Below are 20470 nucleotides of genomic sequence, written 5' to 3' on the forward strand. Positions count from 1 at the left end.
ACCCGCCATGCCATCCCCCACCGCCATCGTGATCGAAGACGAGCCGCAGATCCGCCGCTTCGTGCGCGGCGCGCTCGAGGCCGAAGGCTGGCAGGTGCACGAGGCCGGCACCCTGCGCGACGGCCTGGCGGCCGCCGGCACGCGCCAGCCTGATCTGCTGGTGCTCGACCTGGGCCTGCCCGACGGCGACGGCGTGTCGCTGATCCGCGATGTGCGCGGCTGGTCGCAGGTGCCGATCATCGTGCTCTCGGCCCGCACCGACGAAGCCGACAAGATCGCCGCGCTCGACGCCGGCGCCGACGACTACCTCACCAAGCCCTTCGGCACGGGTGAGTTGCTCGCCCGTGTGCGCGCCAACCTGCGCCGCCCACGCGCCGCGGGCGGCAACGGCGACGAACCGGCCGCCGAGGCCGTGTTCCGCTTCGGCGAGATCGAACTGGACCGCGCCGCTCGCATCGTGCGCCGCGCCGGCGCTGAGGTGCACCTCACGCCGACCGAGTACCGGCTGCTCTCCGTGCTGGTGGCCAACGCCGGCCGCGTGCTGACGCAACGGCAGCTGCTGCGCGAGGTGTGGGGCCCGTCGCACACGGACCAGAGCCACTACCTGCGCATCTACATGGGGCATCTGCGGCAGAAGCTGGAGGCCGATCCGGCGCAGCCGAAGCATCTGTTGACGGAGACGGCGGTGGGGTACCGGCTGGTCGTCTAGTCGAAGCAAAGGGAAGGGCTCTTCACCACCCACAGAGCCCGGCAGGCGGTGTGGTGTGGGCGGTCCCTCTGTGCCGCCGAGGAGCGCAGCGTTTCGCGGATCAGGGCTCGCAGCTGTTTGAGCCGCAGGCGAGTTCTGCGAGACCCCGCGAAACGCGAGCACCGCAGGGCAGCCGCGAAGCGGCCGGCACAGTGGGGCCGACCGCGCCGCGCCGCCTGTCGGGCGCGCTCCCGAGAGAGCGCGCACCCGATCACCCCTTGTTCGGATTCAGCAGGAATTTCTCCCCCGTCGCCTGCTTCCCATACACCCCGATCGCATCCAGCTGCAGCGCCTCGACCAGCGACACCTCCCGCGTGTAGTGGCTGGCAAACGTCGTCTTCAACTCCGCGATCACGCGCGAACGCAGCCGCTGCGTGCCTTCATCGCCCAGCTTCTGCAGGAACGGGAACAGCAGCCAGCCGCCCATGCCCCAGGCCATGCCGAAGTTGCGCACGAACTCGGTCGGGCTGCGGTCCAGGCCGCCGTAGATGTAGACCTGCTTGTGCGTGGTCGAGCCGTAGCGGCTGTATTCCTTGGCCGTGCGGTTCAGCGCCGCTTCCATGCAGCCGAGGATCTGGCCGGCCAGCTTGCCGCCGCCGGTGGCGTCGAAGGCCAGCGTGGCGCCGGTGGCGACCAGTGCGTCGGTCAGCTGCTCGAGGAAGTCCGGCGAGCTGGCGTTGCAGACGTACTTCGCGCCGATGCCGCGCAGCAGCGCTTCCTGCTCGGGCTTGCGCACGATGTTGACGAGGTCGATGCCGTCCTTCTGGCAGATCTTGTTGAGCATCTGGCCGAGGTTGGAGGCGGCCGCGGTGTGCACCAGCGCCTTGTGGCCTTCGCGCTTCATGGTCTCGACCATGCCCAGCGAGGTCAGCGGGTTCACGAAACACGACGCGCCTTCGGCCGGCGTGGTGCCCGCCGGCAGCTCGAGGCACATCGCCACGGGCACCGCGCGGTACTGCGAGTACATCGCGCCGCCGATGGCCGCCACGGTCTTGCCCAGCAGCGCCTGCGCAGCCGGCGACGAACCGGCCTTGACCACCACGCCCGCGCCTTCGTTGCCCACCGGCATCGACTGGTCGAGCCGCGCCGCCATCGAGGCGCGCGCGCGTTCGGGCACGGTGGCGGTGACGACGGGGCGGTCGGCGGTGCCGGAGGCCACGGCGGTGCTCATGTCGGCGGCGCCGAAGAGCAGGCCCAGGTCCGACGGGTTCATTGGCGAGGCCTCGACGCGGATCACCACCTCGTGGGCCTGCGGTTCGGGCATCGGGTCGTCGTGCAGGGAGAGTTCGAGTTCGCCGTTGGAACGGACGAGGGAGCGCAGTTGGAGTGCCATGGGAAAGCCCCTGTGAAAGGTCGTTCGGAGATGGCCATCGGCCACGGGGCGGCCAGTATAGGAGCGGGTGCGCGCGCCTGCTGGCGCCTTCAAGACACCATGGGCATCACCGGGGCATGGGCCAGCGCATGGCGCATCCGCAGCGGGTCGAGCCGCTCGATGTAGCGCGGAATGTTGCGCCACAGCGTGTGGTACCCATAGCCGCCGCGCAGCATCTCCTGGCGCGCGCTGTCCTTGTCCCAGTCCTGCACGGCCATGCGGTAGACGGCCGCCACCACGCCCGTGCGGTCGGCGCCGTGCATGCAGTGGATGAGCACTGCCCCTTGCTTTTCGGCCTCGCGCATCGCGACCAGCGCGCGCAGCACCTTGGCGTCGTCGATCGACCAGGTGTTGATCGGCACGCGCACCAGCCGGATGCCGCTGCCGGCAAACACCTTCCGGTCGTCGTTGAAGGAGCGCAGGCTCACGACGGTGCGGATGCCCAGCGATTGCAGCGCCGCCACGTTGGCGCGCCGCGGCTGCGCGCTGCGGTACAGCGTGGGCGTGATGCGGTGCAGGTTCTCGACCTGCAGGGCGTCGAGCGGATCGGCCCAGTGGCCGGGGCGCAGGTCGTCGGTGTCTTGCTTCATCGTGCGCGGCGCGGCCAGTGGCGACGCACCAGGATCAGCAGCGCCACCGCGAGCCCGCCCCAGTAGTCGACCGGCGCGCCCCACAGCCAGTGCTTGTGCCAGAAGGCCTTCACGGGGTTGAAGTTCTCGAAGCCGAAGGCCGGGTTGATGAGAAACCACAGGAAGTCTTCGCAGACCCAGAACACGATCAGCCCCGCGAGCGCCAGCCCCCAGTCGCGCAGCGTCCAGCGTCCCTGGAAGGCCAGCGGCGAGAAGAACACCAGCATCATGAAGGTGAACACCCAGGCGTGGTACCCCGTCATCGCGCGCCCGCCCCAGAACAGGTCGAGCCAGATGTTGTTCTCGATGCGCCAGGTGGGCAGCGAGGTGGCCCAGCCGGCGCCGCCTTCGATCTGGATCTCGGCGTTGGCGAAGAAGAACGCCATCGTCACGACCCACGCGAGGTAGACCAGCGTGCGGCCGATGCCGGGCCGCTGTTCCGTGGCGACGCCGCTCATTCGCTGACGCCCAGCACGCGCTGCAGCACCGCGCGCGCGGCCTGCGGCTTGCCCAGGGCGCGGCTGCGCGCGGCCATGGCCGCGAGCTTGGCGGGGTCGGCCATGAGGCGCGCCACCTTGTAGTCCAGGCCGATGGCGTCGTAGGCCAGCCAGGCCGCGCTTTCTTCCATGAGGAAGCCGGCGTTGTGTTCTTCCTGCCCCGGAATCGGCGAGATCAGCAGCATCGGCTTGCCCAGCGCCAGGCACTCCGACACCGTGAGGCCGCCGGGCTTGGTCACGACCAAGTCGGCCGCGGCCATCATCTTGTGCATCTCGTTCGTGAAGCCGACGGCCACCACGCGGCCCGGATGGCGCTGCGACAGTGCTTCGAGCCGTGCATGGGCTTCAGCGTTACGGCCGGCCACGGCGATGACCTGGAAGGGCGTGTCGCCGCCGAGCGCCAGCACGCGCTCGACCATGCTCGGCAGGTCGCCCACGCCGGCACCGCCCGAAGCCATCAGCAACACCGGGCGCGCGGGGTCCAGGCCCAGCGCACTGGCGCAGGCCGCGTGCGCGAGCTCGGGCGCATCGGGCTCCGAAAAAGCCGGCATCACCGGAATGCCCGTGACATGCACGCGCTCCGGAGGAATGCCGCGCGCGCGCAGCCGGAAGGCGACTTCTTCCGTCGCCGCGAGGTAGCCCGTCATGCCCGGCACCAGCCACATGTTGTGCAGGTCGTAGTCGGTGATCTGCAACCACACGGGGCATTCGATGCGGCCCCGGTTGCGTTCGCGCATCAGCAGCTCGGCCGGCAGGAAGTGGGTGCAGATCACGGCGTCGGGCTTGGCGCGGCGGATCTCGCGCACCAGCGCGCCGGTGCTCAGGCGCTCGATGCCGCGGCGCAGCCGCTGCGAGGGCGCGTGGTGCGGCGTGACGTCGGTGCGCTGGTGCAGGTACGACCACAGCTCGGGCGCGCGGTTCACCAGCTGCAGGTACCAGTCGGTGTACACCTTGCGAAAGCCCGCCGGCACATGGGCCATGGCGTCGACGTGCACCGCGGTGTGCGGCGCGTACGACCGGGCGAGGGTGGCTTCAAGCGCCTGGGCGGCGCGCACATGGCCGTTGCCGGCGCTCACACTGAGGATCAGGAGGTGGGTCATGCAGGAGGGGTGCCGGCGGCGTGCCGATTGGCGCGCATTATCGCCACGCATTGCGACACATCGGCCCCGGGCATGGCGCGGCGCCCGTCATCGGCGAAAATGTCACGGGACGCCCCGTCCCGCGGGCTGTGCATCGCCACCCGCCAGCCGCAACCATTGCTCCCATGACCGACACCGCCCCCGCCCCGATCCGCCTCAACAAACGCATGGCCGAACTCGGCCTGTGCTCGCGCCGCGAGGCGGACGACTGGATCGCGCAGGGCTGGGTGCGCGTCAACGGCAAGCCCGCCGAGATGGGCGTGAAGGTCACGCCCAACGACCGCATCGAGGTCGACAAGGCCGCCAAGGGGCAGCAGGCGAACCAGGTCACCATCCTCATCAACAAGCCGATCGGCTACGTGAGCGGGCAGGCCGAGGACGGCCATGAGCCGGCGGTCACGCTGTTCACGCCGCAGAACCGCTGGGTGGAAGACAACGCGCGCTTCTTCTTCGGACCGCAGCAGCTGCGCGGCCTGGCGCCGTGCGGGCGGTTGGACATCGACTCCACCGGCCTGCTCGTGATGACACAGGACGGCCGTATCGCGCGCCAGCTCATCGGCGAAGACTCGACGATGGACAAGGAATACCTGGTGCGCGTGGCCTACCACGGCCTGGACCAGCCCGCGCCCACCGGCCAGCTGGTGCGCCTGGACGACGACGACCCGGTCACCACCAACGTGCAGGCGGTGTTTCCGCCCGCCATGCTGGCCCGGCTGCGGCACGGCCTGAGCCTGGACGGCCAGGCGCTCAAACCGGCGCGCGTCGAGTGGCAGAACCCCGAGCAGCTGCGCTTCGTGCTCACCGAAGGCAAGAAGCGCCAGATCCGCCGCATGTGCGAGCTGGTCGGCCTCAAGGTGGTGGGCCTGAAGCGCGTGCGCATCGGCAAGGTGATGCTGGGCAACCTGCCGGTGGGCCAGTGGCGCTACCTGGCGCCGCACGAGAAATTCTGACGACCTGCCCATGGCCGCGGTGCTGAGCCGTCGCGCGCTGAACCGGGCCACGCTCGCGCGGCAGATGCTGCTGGCGCGGCGCAAGGCGAGCGTCGTGCAGGCCATCGAGAAGCTGGCCGGGCTGCAGGCGCAGGCGCCCAACCCGCCCTACGTCGGCCTGTGGAGCCGGCTCGAAGGCTTTCACCGCGCGCAGCTGACCGATGCGCTGAAAACACGCCGCATCGTGCGCATGTCGACGCTGCGCGCCACCCTGCACCTCATGACCGCCGCGGACGCGTGGGCCTGGCGGCCGCTGCTCGAGCCCGTGCACCAGCGCGGCCTGTCGGGCCTGCATGCGCGGGCCCTCGAAGGTGTCGACCGCGCGGCCGTGGTGAAGGCGGGCCGTGCGTTGCTGGGCGACGGGCCGCTCACCGGCACGGCCCTTGGCCAGGCGCTCGCGGCGCGCTGGAAAGACCATGCGCCGGCCTCGCTCGCCGCGCTCATCCGTAACAACGTGCCGCTGGTCCACCTGCCGCCCGCGGGCAGCTGGAACTCGCACCAGAACGCGCTGCTGCAGCCGCTCGGCGATTGGCTGGGCGATGCCACCGGCGAGATCGCCGCCGCCACGCAGGACGACCTGCTCCTGCGCTACCTCGCCGCCTTCGGCCCCGCGACGCTGGCCGATGCCGGCGCGTGGTCGGGCCTCACGGGCTGGAAGGCCGTGGCCGATCGGTTGAGGCCGCAGCTGCGCGTGTTCACCGGCGACGAGGGCCAGGAGCTCTTCGACCTGCCGCGCGCGCCGCGTCCCGACCCCGACACGCCCGCGCCGCCGCGCCTGGTCGCCGAGTGGGACAACCTGCTGCTCTCGCACGCCGACCGCCGCCGCGTGCTCGACGAGGCGCACCGCGCCCGCGTCCTCACCATCAACGGCATCGTGCGCGGCACGGTGCTGCTCGACGGCTTCGTGGCGGGCACCTGGAAGATCGAGCGCGCGACGCAGGCGGCCACCGTGGTGCTGGAGCCCTTCACGCGCTGGTCCGCAGCCGACCGGCGCGGCGTGGAGGAAGAGGCGCTGCGCCTGCTGGCCTTTGCCGCGGACACAGAGACCGAGCGGCACGCGGTCCGCGTCCTAAGCCCCGCCTAAGTCTTCGCGCCTACGCTGCGCCGAGGCGCAGGGCCCCTGACGATCATCCCGGTCGCGTGCTACCTTGCGCGCAAAGGAGTCGCCGCGATGCGCGTGCTGCTGGTGGAAGACGACGAAATGATCGGGCGCAGCCTGAAGCAGGCGCTCGAGGGCGCGGGCTGGTCGGCCGACTGGGTGCGCGACGGCGAGCTGGCGCACAGCGCGCTCGGCGACGGCGGCTACACCTGCGTGCTGCTCGACCTGGGCCTGCCCCGCCAGGATGGCACCGAGGTGCTGCGCCGCGCGCGCGAACGCGGCGACGCCACGCCCGTGCTGGTGCTCACCGCGCGCGACGGCCTGGACGACCGCATCCACAGCCTGGACCTCGGTGCCGACGACTACCTGCTCAAGCCCTTCGAGTTCCGCGAGCTGCTCGCGCGCATGCGTGCCGTGGTGCGTCGCCGCGATGGCGCCGCGCATTCGCTGGTCGGCACCGCCGCGCTGCAGCTGGACCTCACGACGCGCGAGGTGGCCGTGAACGGCGTGCGCGAGGCGCTCACCGCGCGCGAGTTCGCGCTGCTGCACGCACTGCTGGAGCGGCCCGGCGCCATCCTCTCGCGCGAGCAGCTCGAGAACCGTATCTACGGCTGGGGCGACGAAGTGACCAGCAACGCCATCGATGTGCTGATCCACGGCATGCGCCGCAAGCTCGGCGCCGACGCGATCCGCAACGTGCGCGGGCTGGGTTGGCGAGTGGCTGCATGACCGGTGCCGCCCGCCGCTGGTGGCGCCCGCGTTCGCTGCGCACCCAGCTGCTGCTGTGGCTGGTCACGCTGCATGTGGTGGCGGCGGTGCTCACGGCGTGGTTCTCCTTCCTGGCCTACGGCAACCTCGTGCACAACGCACTGGACGACCAGATGCGGCTGGTGGCCGAGTCGTACGCGGGCAACGACCCGCCCAAGACCCCGCGCGCGATGGACGGCGAGGCGGCCTTCTCGCGCGGCGCCTTCGTGGTGCAGATCTGGAGTGCCGACGGCGCCACCTTGCGCGCGAGCTCGTGGCCCGCGCTGTCGGTGCCGCTGCAGCCCGGCAGCGGCTTCAGTGACGTGCACGCCGAAGGGCCCGCGCATTCGCGCTGGCGCGTGTTCACGGCCGAGCCCGCGCCGCATGCCGACGCGCCGCGCGTGCAGGTGCTGCAGAACGAGGACTACCGCCATCGCCGCGCACTGCGCCGCGCCCTGCTCGAAGGCCTGCCGATCGCGCTGCTGTTGCCGGCGGCGCTGCTGGTGCTGTGGCTCATCGTGTCGGCCGCCTCGCGCTCGCTGCGCGGCGTGGCGCGCGACGTGGCCTCGCAGGACGAGCGCCGACCCACCGCGCTGTCGCTGGCGCGCGTGCCCGACGAGATCACGCCGCTGGTGGGCGCCTTCAACCACCTGCTGTCGCGCGTGCGCAGCGCCTTCGCCACGCAGCGGCGCTTCGTGCAGGACGCGGCGCACGAGCTGCGCACGCCGATGGCCGCCATCGGCCTGCAGATCGAGAACCTGCGCGCGCACGTGCCGGCCGGCGAAGCCACCGAGCGCTTCAACCAGCTCGAGGCGGGCGTGACGCGCGCGCAGCACCTCATCGAGCAGCTGCTGCAGCTGTCGCGGCAGGACGCGCCGCCCTCGGATGCGCCGGGCGAGCGGGTCGACATCGAGGCGCTGCTGCGCGAAAGCCTGGGCCAGCGCATGGTGCTGGCCGACGCGCGGCGCATCGACGTGGGCTTCGAAGGCCTGACCGGCGCGATGGTGACTGCGCCTGCCGCCGAACTGCGCAGCGTGTTCGACAACCTGATCGACAACGCGCTGCGCTACGCGCCCGAAGGCGGCGTGGTCGATGTGCGGTTGCACCGGGTCGACGGGCAGGCAGTGGTCGATGTGCTCGACAACGGGCCGGGCATTCCGCCGGCCGAACTGGAGCGCGTGTTCGACCGCTTCTTTCGCGTGCCGGGCGCGGCGGCGGGCGGCAGCGGGCTGGGCCTGGCGATCGCGCGCACGGCAGCCGAGCGGCATGGCCTGCGCATCGAATTGCGCAACAGGGACGATGGGCCGGGGCTGAGGGCGCGGGTGGTGCTGTCGACGTAGGCGGGGCGGCGGTGCTCACTCCCGGCTCATTCTTCGCTCACGCTGGCCTCAGTCAGGCTGCCTAGAGTGGCTGCAGGTCCTGCTGCGCGCGGTCCGCGCGACGGCACTGGACCGGAGACAACCTGCCCTCAGGAGAACACACCATGCGCACTTCGTTCAAGCTTCTCGCCGTTGCTTCCTTCACCGCGTTCGCGGCGCTGGGCACGGTCAACGCCTCAGCCGAAACCACCGACGGTTCGGACTTCCACCCGCTGCAGATGAATTCGCCGGAGAACCCGGAAGTGCAGGCCGGCGCGATGGCGGCGGCACGTCCGAGCGGCACGGAGCCCATTGGCCAGTCGACGTCGGCGCCGGCAGTCAATGCGATGACCCCGGTGTCCGACATCCAGGCCGGCGCCTATGCGGCCTCGCACCCGACGGGCACCGAGCCCATCGGGCAATCGACTTCACTGCCGATGGTGAAGTCGGGCAGCGGAAGCTGATTCCGCTGCCAGGGACTTACCAGCTCAGTCGTCGTTGCTGCTGAGCAGTGCGCGGTAGATCACCGCGCCGATGATCGCGCCCGCGATCGGGGCGACCCAGAACAGCCACAGCTCCGACACCGCGTACGACGGGCCGAACAGCGCCGGGCCGGTGCTGCGCGCCGGGTTCACCGAGGTGTTGGTCACGGGGATCGACACCAGGTGGATCAGCGTCAGGCACAGGCCGATGGCCATGCCCGCGAAGCCGGCCGCCGCGCGCTTGGCGGTGGCACCCAGGATCACGATCAGGAACACGGCGGTCATCACCACTTCGCTGATGAGCGCGGCCGTCATGCCGTACTTGCCGGGCGAGTGCTCGCCGTAGCCGTTGGTGGCAAAGCCACCGATGTCCGCGCCCGGCTTGCCGGTGGCAATCAGGTACAGCACGCCGGCTGCGGCGATGGCACCCAGCACCTGCGACACGATGTAGCCCGGCAGCTGCCCGGCCTTGAAGCGGCCTGCGGCTGCGAGGCCGATCGACACGGCCGGGTTGAAGTGGCCGCCCGAGATCGGACCGAGCGCATAGGCGCCGGTGACCACCGTCAAGCCGAAGGCCAGCGAGACGCCGAGCAGGCCGATGCCGACGCCCGGAAAGGCCGCCGCCAGAACTGCGCTTCCGCAGCCTCCGAGCGTGAGCCAGAAAGTACCAATGAATTCTGCAGACCACTTTTTGTAGGTACTGTGTTCCATAACGCTCCATCCTGAAGTTGAGAAAGCACGCTCGGCGGGGGCCGAACGCGGGCCGCATTCTAGGAACGGGAAATGGAGGCGTCGAGCAAACCGGCGCGCTTAGCGGCAACTGTTCACGAATGCTGTGGATTTGTGCCCTGCAGCATTTGCAAATGGTCGGGCGAAGGCGAGGCCGCGTCACATCGTCGTCATGCCATCGTCACGACGACCTTGCCGAACGCGCCGCGTTCCAGGTGGTCGAGCGCGGCGGGCAGCGCGTCGAAGCCGTAGCGCGCGGCGATCACCGGCTTGAGCGCGTTCGCATCGACCGCGCGCACGAGTTCTTCGAGCGCGCGCCGGTGGCCGACGCCGATGCCCTGCACCGTCACGCGGCCGAGCACCATCGCGTAGAACGACGCGCTCAGCGTGTCGCCACTGAGCATGCCGATGATCGACACGCGCCCGCCCTGCTTCACGGCCTGCAGCGAGCGGTCGAGGTCGGGGCCGCTGGAGAGTTCGAGCACGTGGTCGGCGCCGCGCCCGTGCGTGAGCCGGCGCACTTCGGCGGGCCAGTCGCTGTCGCGCGCCAGCACGTGCGTGGCGCCGAGCGCGCGCGCCGCGGCCTGCTTGTCGGCGCTGCCCGTCACCACGATGGCCTGCGCGCCATGCAGCCGCGCGAGCTGCAGGCCGAACAGCGCGACGCCGCCGGTGCCGTGGACCAGCACCGTCTCGCCCGCGCGCAGGGCGCCGGTTTCCACCAGCGCGAACCACGCCGTGAGGCCGGCGCACGGCAGCGTGCTCGCTTCTTCGAGGCTCAGCGTGGCGGGCGCGGCCACGGCCCAGTTCGCATCGATGCACACGTGCGAGGCCAGCATGCCCGGTCCGGGGCCGCCGAGCAGCGTGGTGTCGGCGTGCCAGTGGCTGTCGGTCCAGCCGCCCCAGAAGGTGTTGATCACGCGGTCGCCCACGGCGAAGCGGCGCACGCCGGGGCCCACGGCCACCACCGTGCCCGCCATGTCCGAGCCGGGCGTGAAGGGCAACTCGAGCGCCATGCCCATGCCGTCGCGCACCATGAGCAGGTCGCGGTAGTTGAGCGCCACCGCGCCCACGCGCACGAGGATCTGGCCCGCGCCCGGCGAGGGCATGGGCGCTTCGGCCTGCGCGAGGTGGGCGCGGCCCAGTCGGGGAAGCTGCCAGCGGCGCAGCACGTCGGGTTCTTGCATCGGAAAGGCTCCATCGGAAAAGATCGGCCTCGATGCTATTGACGAGGAAAACGATCCGGTGGTGGATAATTTTCCGAAGAATGGTGCTTGAAAGTATCCAATGAGCCAACGCCTGCAAGGCATCGAGGAGTTCGTCGCGGCGGTGGAGGCGGGCAGCTTCGCGCTCGCCGCGCAGCGCCTGCACGTCACCCGTTCGGCGGTTGCCAAGAGCATCGCGCGGCTCGAGGCGCGGCTGGACACGCGCCTGTTCCTGCGCACCACGCGCAGCCAGAGCCTTACCGAGGAAGGGCACGGCTACTACGAGCGCTGCCGCCGCGCGCTGGCCGAGCTGGAGGCGGCCGAGGCGCTCACCGATGCCGCGCGCCACACGGCCACCGGCCTCGTGCGCCTGAGCATGCCGGCGATGCTGGGGCGGCTCAAGGTCGGGCCGCTGCTGCTGGCCCTGGCGCGCCAGCATCCGCAGCTGTCGCTGGAACTGGCCTTCAACGACCGGCGCGTCGACCTCGTGGAAGAGGGGCTCGACCTGGCCATCCGCAGCGGCGAGCTCGACGACAGCGTGGGGCTCGTGGCGCGGCCCGTCGGCGTGCAGTGGATGCTGCTGTGCGCCGCGCCCGCGTACTTGGCCGAGCGTGGCCATCCGCGCGACTTCGCGGCACTGGTCGCGCCGCACGAGGCCGTGTACTACGCCCGCGACGGGCAGGTCTCGCCCTGGCGTTTTCGCGAAGGCGACGCGATGGTGGAGGCCGCGCTGCCCTCGCGGCTGCGCTGCGACAGCGCCGAGGTGCTGCTGGAGGCCGCCATCGGCGGCATGGGCCTGGCGCGGCTGCCGGCCTGGCTGGCGGCCGACGCGCTCGCGGCCGGCACGCTGGTGCGCGTGTTCGACGAGCCCGAGCCTTTCGGTTTTCCGCTGCACGTGATCCGCACGCCGAGCCGCTACCTGCCGCTGAAGACGCGCGTGGTGATCGACTGGCTGGTGGAACACCTGCCGCCGCTGCTGGCGACACGCTGAGCCCACGAACGCAGACGGGCGCTATCCTGCGCTTTCAAACAACGAGGAGACCTGCGCATGCCTTCATTCGCCCCGCCACACACCGTGCGTGCCCTGGCCACCGCCTGCCTGGGCGCGGTGCTCCTGCTCGGGGCGCCGCTGGCCGCCGCGCAAGGCACCGTCAACGCGCTGTGCAGCACCGACGTGGGCTGGTGCGAGGCGGCCGCCACGGCCTTCACGCGTGAGACCGGCATCAAGGTGCAGCAGGCCCACAAGGGCACCGGCGAAATCGGTGCGCAGTTGCGCGCCGAAGCCGCCAACCCCAAGACCGACCTCTGGTGGGGCGGCACGGGCGACCCGTTCCTGCAGGCCGCCGAACAGGGCCTGCTCGAGCCCTACCGGCCGGCCTACATCAACGACCTGCACGACTGGTCGGTGCGCCAGTACGCCATGTCGCAGAACATGGTGGGCGGCTTCTACACGAGCGCCATGGGCTTCGGCTTCAACACCGACCTGCTGAAGAAAAAGAAGCTCGCCGAGCCGAAGTGCTGGGCCGACCTCATCAAGCCCGAGTACAAGGGCGAGATCGAAATCTCGCACCCCGCCACCAGCGGCACGGCCTACACCGTCATCGCGGGGCTGGTGCAGCAGATGGGCGAGGAGCCCGCGTTCGAGTACCTGAAGAAGCTGCACAGGAACGTCACCAGCTACACGCGCAGCGGCCAGGCCCAGGCGCCCAACGTGGCCAAGGGCGAGGTGGCGATCGGCGTGAGCTTCATCTTCGGTTTCGAGCGCTGGCGGCACGAAAAATTTCCGGTGAAGACCGCCGCGCCCTGCGAAGGCACGGGCTTCGAGATCGGCGGCATCGCGCTCGTGAAGGGCGCGCGCAACAAGGAGAACGCCAAGCGCTACTACGACTGGCTCATGAGCCCCGCGGGCCAGTCCATCGGCGCCAAGGCCGGCAGCCTGCAGTCGCCGGCCAACAAGACCTTCAAGCCCGATCCGCGCATTCCGTCGATGGAGAGCGTGAAGCTCATCAAGTACGACTTCGAGAAGTACGGCAAGGCGGCCGAGCGCAAGCGGCTCATCGACCGTTGGACGCGCGAAGTCGAGTCGCAGCCCCGGTAGCCCGTCGCCGGGCTCCGGGGACGCAACAGGCGTGCCTTACGAGCAGGCCTTGTTGTGCGCGGCGTGCATGCCCTTGGCCTTGGCATCGGCCTCCGTCAGGTACTCGCCCTTCTTGGTCTTGCCGTAGTAGCGGTCGCCCATGCAGTGGTAGACCTTGGTCTGGTCGTTGGCCCAGACCTTGCCGGCGCCGCCACCGGGTGCCGCAGTCATCTTCGAGGGATCAGGCGCGCCAGGCGCCTTGGTCGCGGCACCCGCGGTCGGGGCCGGCGCTGCCGGGGCGGCGGGTGCAGCCGCAGGCGTGGGGGCGGTTGCGGGTGCCGCAGCTGCGGCCTTGGCCTCCTTGCCGTACCAGGTCTGGATGCCCTTGTGGCCGCGGCAGGCGCCCGACTTCGTGTCCGGCGAGGCATAGCTGCCGTCCTTGCACTGCACCGTGGTGCCCGCCGGTGCATCGGCCGGCACCTGGGCCTGGGCTGACAGGGCGGTGAAGGCCAGGCCCGCGCAGGCCAGGAACAGGGCATTGAAATTTGTCGTCATGAGAATCCCTTCGGAGGCAGGTGGTAAGGCGGCCGAGCTTCCGCGCCTGATCCCAGCACCACCTGACTTGCTGCGCCATCGGGGGCCGCGGCGTGAACTGCGCCACGGATGGGGAAGAATGCTGCTTTCCCGTGCCCGGCCGGCCGCTTGCCAAGCGGGCGATCCGGGCGTGCCGCCGAGGCGACCCGGCTTAGAATTTTTCGGCTCCGATATCCTTCTTTCCCATGGCTGATTCCTCCAATACCAAACTCCCGTTCCAGGCTGAAGTCGCGCAACTGCTGCACCTCGTCACGCATGCGCTGTACTCCAACAAGGAAATCTTCCTGCGCGAGCTGATCTCGAACGCGTCCGACGCGTGCGACAAGCTGCGCTTCGAGGCGCTCGACCACCCCGAGCTCTACGAAGACCAGCCCGATCTCGACGTGCGCCTGTCGTTCGACAAGGCCGCGCGCACCCTCACCATCACCGACAAGGGCATCGGCCTGTCGCGCCAGGAAGCCATCGACAACCTGGGCACCATCGCCAAGAGTGGTACCAAAGACTTCATGAGCCGCCTGAGCGGCGACCAGAAGGCCGACGCACAGCTCATCGGCCAGTTCGGCGTGGGCTTCTATTCGGGCTTCATCGTGGCCGACAAGATCACGGTCGAGTCGCGCCGCGCGGGCCTGCCCGCCGACCAGGGCGTGCGCTGGGTGAGCGGCGGCGCCGGCGACTTCGAGGTGGCCGACATCACGCGCGCCGCGCGCGGCACGAGCATCACGCTGCACCTGCGCGACGACGCCGACGAATACCTCAACGCCTGGAAGCTCAAGCAGATCGTCGGCAAGTACTCCGACCACATCTCCCTGCCCATCCTGATGGAAAAGGAAGAGTGGAAAGACGGCGAGAACGACCAGCCCGGCGACATGGTGAAGACCGGCGAGTGGGAAACGGTGAACAAGGCCAACGCCCTGTGGAGCCGCCCCAAGAAGGACATCACCGCCGAGCAGTACGAAGAGTTCTACAAGAGCATCAGCCACGACTTCGAGGCGCCGCTGGCCTGGAGCCACAACCGCGTCGAAGGCAGCACCGAGTACACGCAGCTGCTGTACATCCCGTCCAAGGCCCCGTTCGACCTGTGGAACCGCGACAAGAGCGCGGGCGTCAAGCTGTACGTCAAGCGCGTCTTCATCATGGACGACGCCGAGGCGCTGCTGCCCAACTACCTGCGCTTCGTGAAGGGCGTGATCGACTCGGCCGACCTGCCGCTCAACGTGAGCCGCGAGCTGCTGCAGGAAAGCCGCGACGTGAAGGCCATCCGCGAAGGCAGCACCAAGCGCGTGCTGTCGATGCTCGAAGACCTGGCCAAAAAGCAGAAGACCGCGCCCGACAGCAACGAAGGCAAGACCGATGTGGGTTCGGGCGAATCGGTGCCGGCTCCCGAGCCGACCGAAGGTGTGACCGACGTGGTCGACAAGAACACGCCCACGGCCGCTGAAACGGCCGCCGCAGCCGCCGACGAATCGGGCAAGTTCGCCAAGTTCTACGCCGAGTTCGGCGCGGTGCTCAAGGAAGGCCTGGGCGAGGACATGGGCAACCGCGACCGCATCGCCAAGCTGCTGCGCTTTGCCTCCACCACGAGCGACGTCGCGAGCGTGAGCTTCGCCGACTACAAGGCGCGCATGAAGGAAGGCCAGGACGCCATCTACTACATCACGGCCGACAACCTCGCCGCCGCCAAGAACAGCCCGCAGCTCGAAGTCTTCAAGAAGAAGGGCATCGAGGTGCTGCTCATGACCGACCGTGTCGACGAGTGGGCGCTGAACTACCTGAACGAGTTCGACGGCACGCCGCTGCAGAGCGTGGCCAAGGGCGCGGTCGACCTGGGCAAGCTGCAGGACGAGGCCGAGAAGAAGGCCGCCGAGGAAGCCGCCGAGTCGTTCAAGCCGCTGCTCGAGAAGCTGAAGGAGGCGCTCAAGGACAAGGCCGAAGACGTGCGCGTGACCACGCGCCTGGTCGACTCGCCCGCCTGCCTCGTGGTGGAAGACGGCGGCATGAGCACGCAGCTCGCGCGCATGCTCAAGCAGGCCGGCCAGCCCGCGCCCGACCTGAAGCCCGTGCTCGAAGTCAACGCCGAGCACCCGCTGGTGAAGAAGCTCGAAGGCTCCGCGCATTTCGACGACCTCGCGAACATCCTGTTCGACCAGGCCCTGCTGGCCGAAGGCGGCCTGCCGGCCGACCCGGCCGCCTACGTGAGGCGCGTCAACGCGCTGCTGGTGTGAACGCCCGGCCGCGCATCGTTCGTCGCGCAGCGGCTGCCACCTCGGCGCTGCTGCTGTTGCTTCTGGTGGGCGGCTGTTCGCACTATCACATCGGCATCCCGCTGGTGCCCGGGCTCTCGCTCGGGCTCGGTGCCACGAAGGACGGCAACTTCTCCGTCGGCCTGAACACCGGTTGGGGCCCGCTCGGCGCGGGCGTGGCGCTGCACGACAACGGCGCCGTCACTGGCTCGGCCAGCGTCGGCGTGGGCGTTGGTGTCGGCCCGATCGGTACCGGCGTAGGCGTCGGCAAGAGCGTGGTGCTGCACAACCCGTACGAGACGGCGCCCGCAGCGCCTGGGCAGGCGACGCCTGGCGTGGTGGTGCCTGCTTCGGCAACGGCCACCGCGCCTGTCAGCGTCACCAAGGCCGGCGTCACGCGGCCGATGTCGCCGTCGCCACCGATCGCCGCCACACCCGTGCCGGCGGCACGCGTGTCCTACCGCGCCCCCGCTGCGAAAACAGCGGTCGTGGCCGGCGAAGCAGGCACGCCCGGCAACCCCATCGCGCCCTGATGGTCGCGCCCCTCCCACCCCTGACCGCGCCGCGGCCCGGCGCGAGGCTGCCCTTTCCATGAGTCTCAGTACCGAAGCCGTCCTCGCGCTCGCGCCGGACGACGCCTCCGCGAAGGCCGCCAAAGGCCTGCTCGCGCCCGCCAAGTGGCCCACGCTCGGGCATTCCGACGACGCCGTCTGGGGCGAATGCCAGGGCAGCGGCAGCAAGCCCTACCAGACGCAGGTCGACCTGTCGGGGCCCGTGTTCCGCTGCTCCTGCCCGAGCCGCAAGTTCCCTTGCAAGCACGGCTTGGCGCTCTTGCTGCTGCGCGCGCAGAGCGAAGCCAGCTTCACCGCCGGCGCGCCGCCGCCCTGGGTGGCCGACTGGCTCGCCTCGCGCCGCGAGAAGGCCGAGAAGAAAGAAGCCCGCGCCGCCGAACCGGCCGCCGCACCCGATCCCGCCGCGGCCGCCAAGCGCGACGCGCAGCGCTGGAAGCGCATCGAGGCCGGCGTGCAGGAGCTCGCGCGCTGGCTCGACGACCAGACCCAGCGTGGCCTGGCCGCGCTCGGCAGCGAGCAGGCCGAGGGCTGGGCCGCCATGGCCGCGCGCATGGTCGACGCGCAGGCGCCGGGGCTCGGCCAGCGCATCACGCAGGCGGCCGAACTGATCGGTGCCGGCGAGGGCTGGCCCGCGCGGCTGCTCGACCGGCTGGGCCGGCTGCAACTGATCGTCGATGCGGTGCCGCGCCGCGACAGCCTGTCGCCCGCCACGCGCGCCGACTTGCGCGCCGCGCTCGGCTGGCCGCAGGACCGCGAGGCGCTGCTGGCCGACGGCGAACGCGTGAGCGACCACTGGCTCGTGCTGGGCCAGTGCCTCGACGAGCGTGACACCAAACTCGTCGAGCGCCATGTGTGGCTGCAAGGCCGCGCGAGCGGACGCCGCGCGCTGCTGCTCGACTACTCGCACGGCGGACGCGGCTTCGAGACCGGCTGGGTCAGCGGCAGCGAACGCGCCGCCGTGCTGTGCTTCTATCCCGGCCACGCCTCGCAGCGCGCGGTGGTGGCCGAACTGCCGGCCGAGGCCGCATCGACCGCACCGCCTGTCGCAGCCAATGACGAAGCCGGCGAATGGCAACGCATGGCCCAACAGATCGCGGCCAACCCGTGGCAACCGCTGCTGCCCCTGGTGTGGGCCGATGCCGTGCCCGCGCGGCACGGCGACCAGTGGTGGCTGCGCCTGGGCGCCGCGTCGCAGGCCCTGCCGATGCAGCTGGCCGCGGCGGAAGCCTGGCAGTTGCTGGCGCATTCGGGCGGCGCGCCGCTGCGCGTCTTCGGCGAATGGGACGGCGAGCAGTTCGCGCCGCTCACGGCGTGGGCGGCCGAGGGTGGAACACCCGTCTGGACCTTGAGCGGAGCACGCGCATGAGCCATTGGAATACCTTGCTGCAGACGGCCCTCGTCGGCACCGCACGCCAACCCGTGCCGGCCGCCGACGGCATGGCCGGCGATTTCGGCGCGCTGCTTCAAGCACTGCAACAACCCACCGACTGCGCGCAGGGCGTGCTGCTGCGCGTCGCGGGCGCCGTGGCCGTGGGCCGCCGTGCGGGCTTCGTCGCGCCGGGCCTTTCCGCCGACGACGCACCGCCCGCCGCCAACGACACCTGCCCCGCGCTCGGCGACCCCGCCTTGCTCGCCGTGATCGCCGATGCACTCGCCAGCGGCCCGCAGCGCCTGCAGCACGAGGTGCTGGCCGTGCTCGCCACCGCCGGCTGGCGCCTGCCGCCCAGCCTGCTGCCCGCCGCACTCGATGCCGGTCGCCGCGACACCGCACTGCGTCCCGCTGTCGTCCTCGCGCTCGGCGAACGCGGGCGCTGGCTGGCCGCGCGCAACGACGACTGGCGCTACGCCGTCGGCGCCAGCGCGCAGGCCGACACGCAGACCCGCTGGGACGAAGGCAGCATCGACCAGCGCCGCGCCGTGCTGGCCGAGCAACGCCGCGACGACCCGTCCGGTGCGCGCGAACGCCTCGCCGCCGAGCTGCCGCAACTGCCCGCCAAGGAGCGCGCCGAGCTGCTCGGCGCACTGGCCGAGAACCTCGGCCCCGACGACGAAACGCTGCTCGAAGCCCAGCTGAAAGACCGCGCGCGCGACGTGCGCCAGACCGTGGTCGAGCTGCTGCAGCGCCTGCCGGCCAGCGCGCACGTGCGGCGCGTCGAGGCCTTCCTCGCGCCGCTGCTGTCGTCGCAAGGCGCGACGTGGCAACTGAACGCCCCCGAGGCCGCCGACCCGCGCTGGAAGGACGACGCCATCGACGCCGCGCGCCCCACGCACGACAGCCTCGGCGAGCGCGCGTGGTGGCTCTACCAACTGGTGCGCCAGATGCCACTCGCGTGGTGGACCGCGCGCACCGGCCTGACGCCCGTCGCATTGCTCGACTGGGCCGCCAAGGGCGACTGGCATGACGCGCTATTGCGCGGCTGGAACGAGGCCGTGCTGGCCGCGCCGGATTTCGACTGGTGCGACGCGCTGCTCGACCGCCCGCGTGCCCATCGTGGCGGCGTGGGCCCGCTGCTGGCGCTGCTGCCGCGCGAGCGCCGCGAGCGCCACTGGGCGACGCAGCTCGGCGATGCCGGCCAGGGCGTGCAGGACGTCGTCGCGTTTGCCGACCAGGCCTGCGCGCCCGGCGACACGCCCTCGGCCGCGCTGTCGCTGCGCATCGCCCAGGCGCTGCGCATGCGCGTCGAGCGCGGCGACCTCGTCAACGACTACGTGCTGCGCCAGGTGCTCGGCACCGCCGCCGCGCTGCTGCACCTCGATGCACTGCCGCTGCTGGCCGACCTGCCGCGCGCGGCCGAGGAAAGCCCCGGCCTCGCCAACGCACTGGCCGACACCGCGCGCATCGTGCGCGCGCGCCGGCTGGTTGCAACTCTTCCTTCTTCTTCTTCCTCACTTTCAACCTCTTCCCAAGGCCGTCCATGAGCAATGTCCTGCGCCAGCATGCCGAACAGCAATTCGCCGAAGAACTCGAAGCGCTCCAGAAGGTCGACGACCGCCAGCGCCCGGCCAACTGGAAGCTCTCGCCCTGGGCCGTGCTCACCTACCTGATGGGCGGCAAGCTGGCCAACGGCTTCGAGGTCAGCCCCAAGTACATCGGCAATTCGCGGCTGATGGAAATCGCCGTGTCCACGCTCGCCACCGACCGCGCGCTGCTGCTGTACGGCGTGCCGGGCACGGCCAAGTCGTGGGTGTCGGAGCACCTGGCGGCCGCCGTGAGTGGCGACTCGACGATGCTGATCCAGGGCACCGCCGGCACCAGCGAAGAGCAGCTGCGCTACGGCTGGAACTACGCCGAACTGCTGGCCCATGGCCCTTCGGAAAAAGCGCTGGTGCCGAGCCCGCTGGTGCACGCCATGCGCCTGGGCAAGATCGCGCGCGTCGAAGAACTCACGCGCATCCCGGCCGACGTGCAAGATTCGCTGATCACCGTGCTGTCCGAAAAGACGCTGCCCGTGCCCGAGCTCGGCACCGAGGTGCAGGCCACGCGCGGCTTCTCGGTGATTGCCACCGCCAACAACCGCGACAAGGGCGTGAACGAGCTGTCGAGCGCGCTCAAGCGCCGCTTCAACACCGTGGTGCTGCCGGTGCCGTCGAGCGAGGCCGAGGAAGTGCAGATCGTCGTCAAGCGGGTCGGCGAACTGGGCCGCGCGCTCGCGCTGCCGGCCGAGCCGCCCGCGCTGCAGGAAGTGCGCCGCGTGGTGCAGATCTTTCGCGAGCTGCGCAACGGCCAGACCGAAGACGGCAAGACGCGCATCAAGTCGCCCACCTCCACGCTCTCGACCGCCGAGGCCATCTCGGTCATCAACAGCGGCATGGCGCTGGCCGGCCACTTCGGCGACGGCGTGCTGCGCTCGGCCGACGTGGCCTCGGGCCTGATCGGCGCGGTCATCAAGGACCCGGTGCAGGACCAGGTGGTGTGGAAGGAATACCTCGAGACCGTGGTCAAGGAGCGGGCCGACTGGAAGGACCTGTACCGCGCCTGCCGAGAACAACTCTGAC

General features: G+C 70.6%; 20 protein-coding genes. 13 read left to right on the top strand and 7 right to left on the bottom strand.

Annotation, left to right across the window (positions count from 1 at the left end; genetic code table 11):
• Positions 1 to 7 precede the first annotated feature (7 nt).
• The gene (gene kdpE / locus AC07OH_RS28945) at positions 8 to 709 is read left to right on the top strand and encodes a two-component system response regulator KdpE (protein ID WP_062480698.1); all 702 of its coding nucleotides are present in this window, start codon (positions 8 to 10) and stop codon (positions 707 to 709) included.
• A gap of 250 nt (positions 710 to 959) precedes the next feature.
• Here the strand turns inward: kdpE and AC07OH_RS28950 are convergent, their stop codons facing one another.
• The 4 genes from AC07OH_RS28950 to AC07OH_RS28965 all read right to left on the bottom strand — a co-directional run bounded on the left by AC07OH_RS28950 (position 960) and on the right by AC07OH_RS28965 (position 4346).
• Positions 960 to 2081 carry a zinc-binding dehydrogenase gene (locus AC07OH_RS28950; protein ID WP_307695090.1) on the bottom strand — a complete coding sequence of 374 codons (1122 nt, stop codon included), beginning with the start codon at positions 2079 to 2081 and terminating at the stop codon, positions 960 to 962.
• An 89-nt stretch (positions 2082 to 2170) separates the two neighbouring features.
• Entirely contained in the window at positions 2171 to 2710 is a 540-nt protein-coding gene (locus AC07OH_RS28955; RefSeq protein WP_495302991.1) for a dual specificity protein phosphatase family protein, read from the bottom strand.
• Entirely contained in the window at positions 2707 to 3207 is a 501-nt protein-coding gene (locus AC07OH_RS28960) for a hypothetical protein (protein ID WP_495302992.1), read from the bottom strand. Before AC07OH_RS28960 ends, AC07OH_RS28955 begins: the two co-directional genes overlap by 4 nt.
• The gene (locus AC07OH_RS28965) at positions 3204 to 4346 is read right to left on the bottom strand and encodes an MGDG synthase family glycosyltransferase (protein ID WP_495302993.1); all 1143 of its coding nucleotides are present in this window, start codon (positions 4344 to 4346) and stop codon (positions 3204 to 3206) included. Before AC07OH_RS28965 ends, AC07OH_RS28960 begins: the two co-directional genes overlap by 4 nt.
• A gap of 164 nt (positions 4347 to 4510) precedes the next feature.
• On the opposite strand from AC07OH_RS28965, the gene AC07OH_RS28970 reads away from it, so the two are divergent.
• The 5 genes from AC07OH_RS28970 (at position 4511) to AC07OH_RS28990 (ending at position 9042) form a co-directional block, all read left to right on the top strand.
• The gene (locus AC07OH_RS28970; RefSeq protein ID WP_495302994.1) at positions 4511 to 5335 is read left to right on the top strand and encodes a pseudouridine synthase; all 825 of its coding nucleotides are present in this window, start codon (positions 4511 to 4513) and stop codon (positions 5333 to 5335) included.
• A gap of 10 nt (positions 5336 to 5345) precedes the next feature.
• A complete protein-coding gene (locus AC07OH_RS28975; protein WP_495302995.1) occupies positions 5346 to 6458 on the top strand; it encodes a winged helix DNA-binding domain-containing protein in 1113 nt (370 codons plus the stop codon).
• A gap of 87 nt (positions 6459 to 6545) precedes the next feature.
• Positions 6546 to 7202 (top strand): response regulator, encoded by a 657-nt coding sequence (locus AC07OH_RS28980; protein ID WP_489061144.1) that lies wholly within the window; start codon positions 6546 to 6548, stop codon positions 7200 to 7202.
• Positions 7199 to 8560 (top strand): sensor histidine kinase, encoded by a 1362-nt coding sequence (locus AC07OH_RS28985; protein WP_495302996.1) that lies wholly within the window; start codon positions 7199 to 7201, stop codon positions 8558 to 8560. Before AC07OH_RS28980 ends, AC07OH_RS28985 begins: the two co-directional genes overlap by 4 nt.
• A gap of 143 nt (positions 8561 to 8703) precedes the next feature.
• Positions 8704 to 9042 carry a hypothetical protein gene (locus tag AC07OH_RS28990; RefSeq protein WP_495302997.1) on the top strand — a complete coding sequence of 113 codons (339 nt, stop codon included), beginning with the start codon at positions 8704 to 8706 and terminating at the stop codon, positions 9040 to 9042.
• A 24-nt stretch (positions 9043 to 9066) separates the two neighbouring features.
• On the opposite strand, the gene aqpZ is transcribed toward AC07OH_RS28990, so the two are convergent.
• Entirely contained in the window at positions 9067 to 9771 is a 705-nt protein-coding gene (aqpZ, locus tag AC07OH_RS28995) for an aquaporin Z (protein WP_056576749.1), read from the bottom strand.
• A 188-nt stretch (positions 9772 to 9959) separates the two neighbouring features.
• Positions 9960 to 10973: a zinc-dependent alcohol dehydrogenase family protein gene (locus AC07OH_RS29000; protein ID WP_495302998.1), complete on the bottom strand. Its 1014-nt coding sequence runs from the start codon at positions 10971 to 10973 to the stop codon at positions 9960 to 9962.
• Between the two features lie 100 nt (positions 10974 to 11073).
• Here AC07OH_RS29000 and AC07OH_RS29005 point away from each other — a divergent pair, with 100 nt between their 5' ends.
• Together AC07OH_RS29005 and AC07OH_RS29010 are read left to right on the top strand one after the other, a co-directional pair.
• Positions 11074 to 11982 carry a LysR substrate-binding domain-containing protein gene (locus AC07OH_RS29005; RefSeq protein WP_495302999.1) on the top strand — a complete coding sequence of 303 codons (909 nt, stop codon included), beginning with the start codon at positions 11074 to 11076 and terminating at the stop codon, positions 11980 to 11982.
• A 57-nt stretch (positions 11983 to 12039) separates the two neighbouring features.
• The gene (locus AC07OH_RS29010) at positions 12040 to 13089 is read left to right on the top strand and encodes an ABC transporter substrate-binding protein (RefSeq protein WP_495303000.1); all 1050 of its coding nucleotides are present in this window, start codon (positions 12040 to 12042) and stop codon (positions 13087 to 13089) included.
• A 36-nt stretch (positions 13090 to 13125) separates the two neighbouring features.
• On the opposite strand, the gene AC07OH_RS29015 is transcribed toward AC07OH_RS29010, so the two are convergent.
• Entirely contained in the window at positions 13126 to 13623 is a 498-nt protein-coding gene (locus AC07OH_RS29015) for a DUF3761 domain-containing protein (protein ID WP_495303001.1), read from the bottom strand.
• 224 nt (positions 13624 to 13847) lie between these two features.
• Here AC07OH_RS29015 and htpG point away from each other — a divergent pair, with 224 nt between their 5' ends.
• Genes htpG through AC07OH_RS29040 form a run of 5 tightly spaced genes read left to right on the top strand, consistent with a single transcriptional unit; the run spans position 13848 to position 20469 of the window.
• Entirely contained in the window at positions 13848 to 15884 is a 2037-nt protein-coding gene (htpG, locus tag AC07OH_RS29020) for a molecular chaperone HtpG (protein WP_492683626.1), read from the top strand.
• Complete coding sequence (locus AC07OH_RS29025; protein WP_492686947.1) at positions 15881 to 16435, top strand: hypothetical protein; 555 nt, start codon at positions 15881 to 15883, stop codon at positions 16433 to 16435. The genes htpG and AC07OH_RS29025 overlap by 4 nt, the downstream gene beginning before the upstream one ends.
• Positions 16436 to 16493: 58 nt before the next feature.
• Positions 16494 to 17840: an SWIM zinc finger family protein gene (locus AC07OH_RS29030; RefSeq protein ID WP_495303002.1), complete on the top strand. Its 1347-nt coding sequence runs from the start codon at positions 16494 to 16496 to the stop codon at positions 17838 to 17840.
• Positions 17837 to 19393, top strand: a complete 1557-nt coding sequence (locus AC07OH_RS29035; protein WP_495303003.1) for a DUF5691 domain-containing protein — start codon at positions 17837 to 17839, stop codon at positions 19391 to 19393. The genes AC07OH_RS29030 and AC07OH_RS29035 overlap by 4 nt, the downstream gene beginning before the upstream one ends.
• Positions 19390 to 20469, top strand: coding sequence for an AAA family ATPase (locus AC07OH_RS29040; RefSeq protein WP_062482644.1), 1080 nt, complete (start codon positions 19390 to 19392; stop codon positions 20467 to 20469). Before AC07OH_RS29035 ends, AC07OH_RS29040 begins: the two co-directional genes overlap by 4 nt.
• Position 20470 lies beyond the last annotated feature (1 nt).

The organism is Variovorax sp. GW821-FHT10C12 (assembly GCF_059415405.1).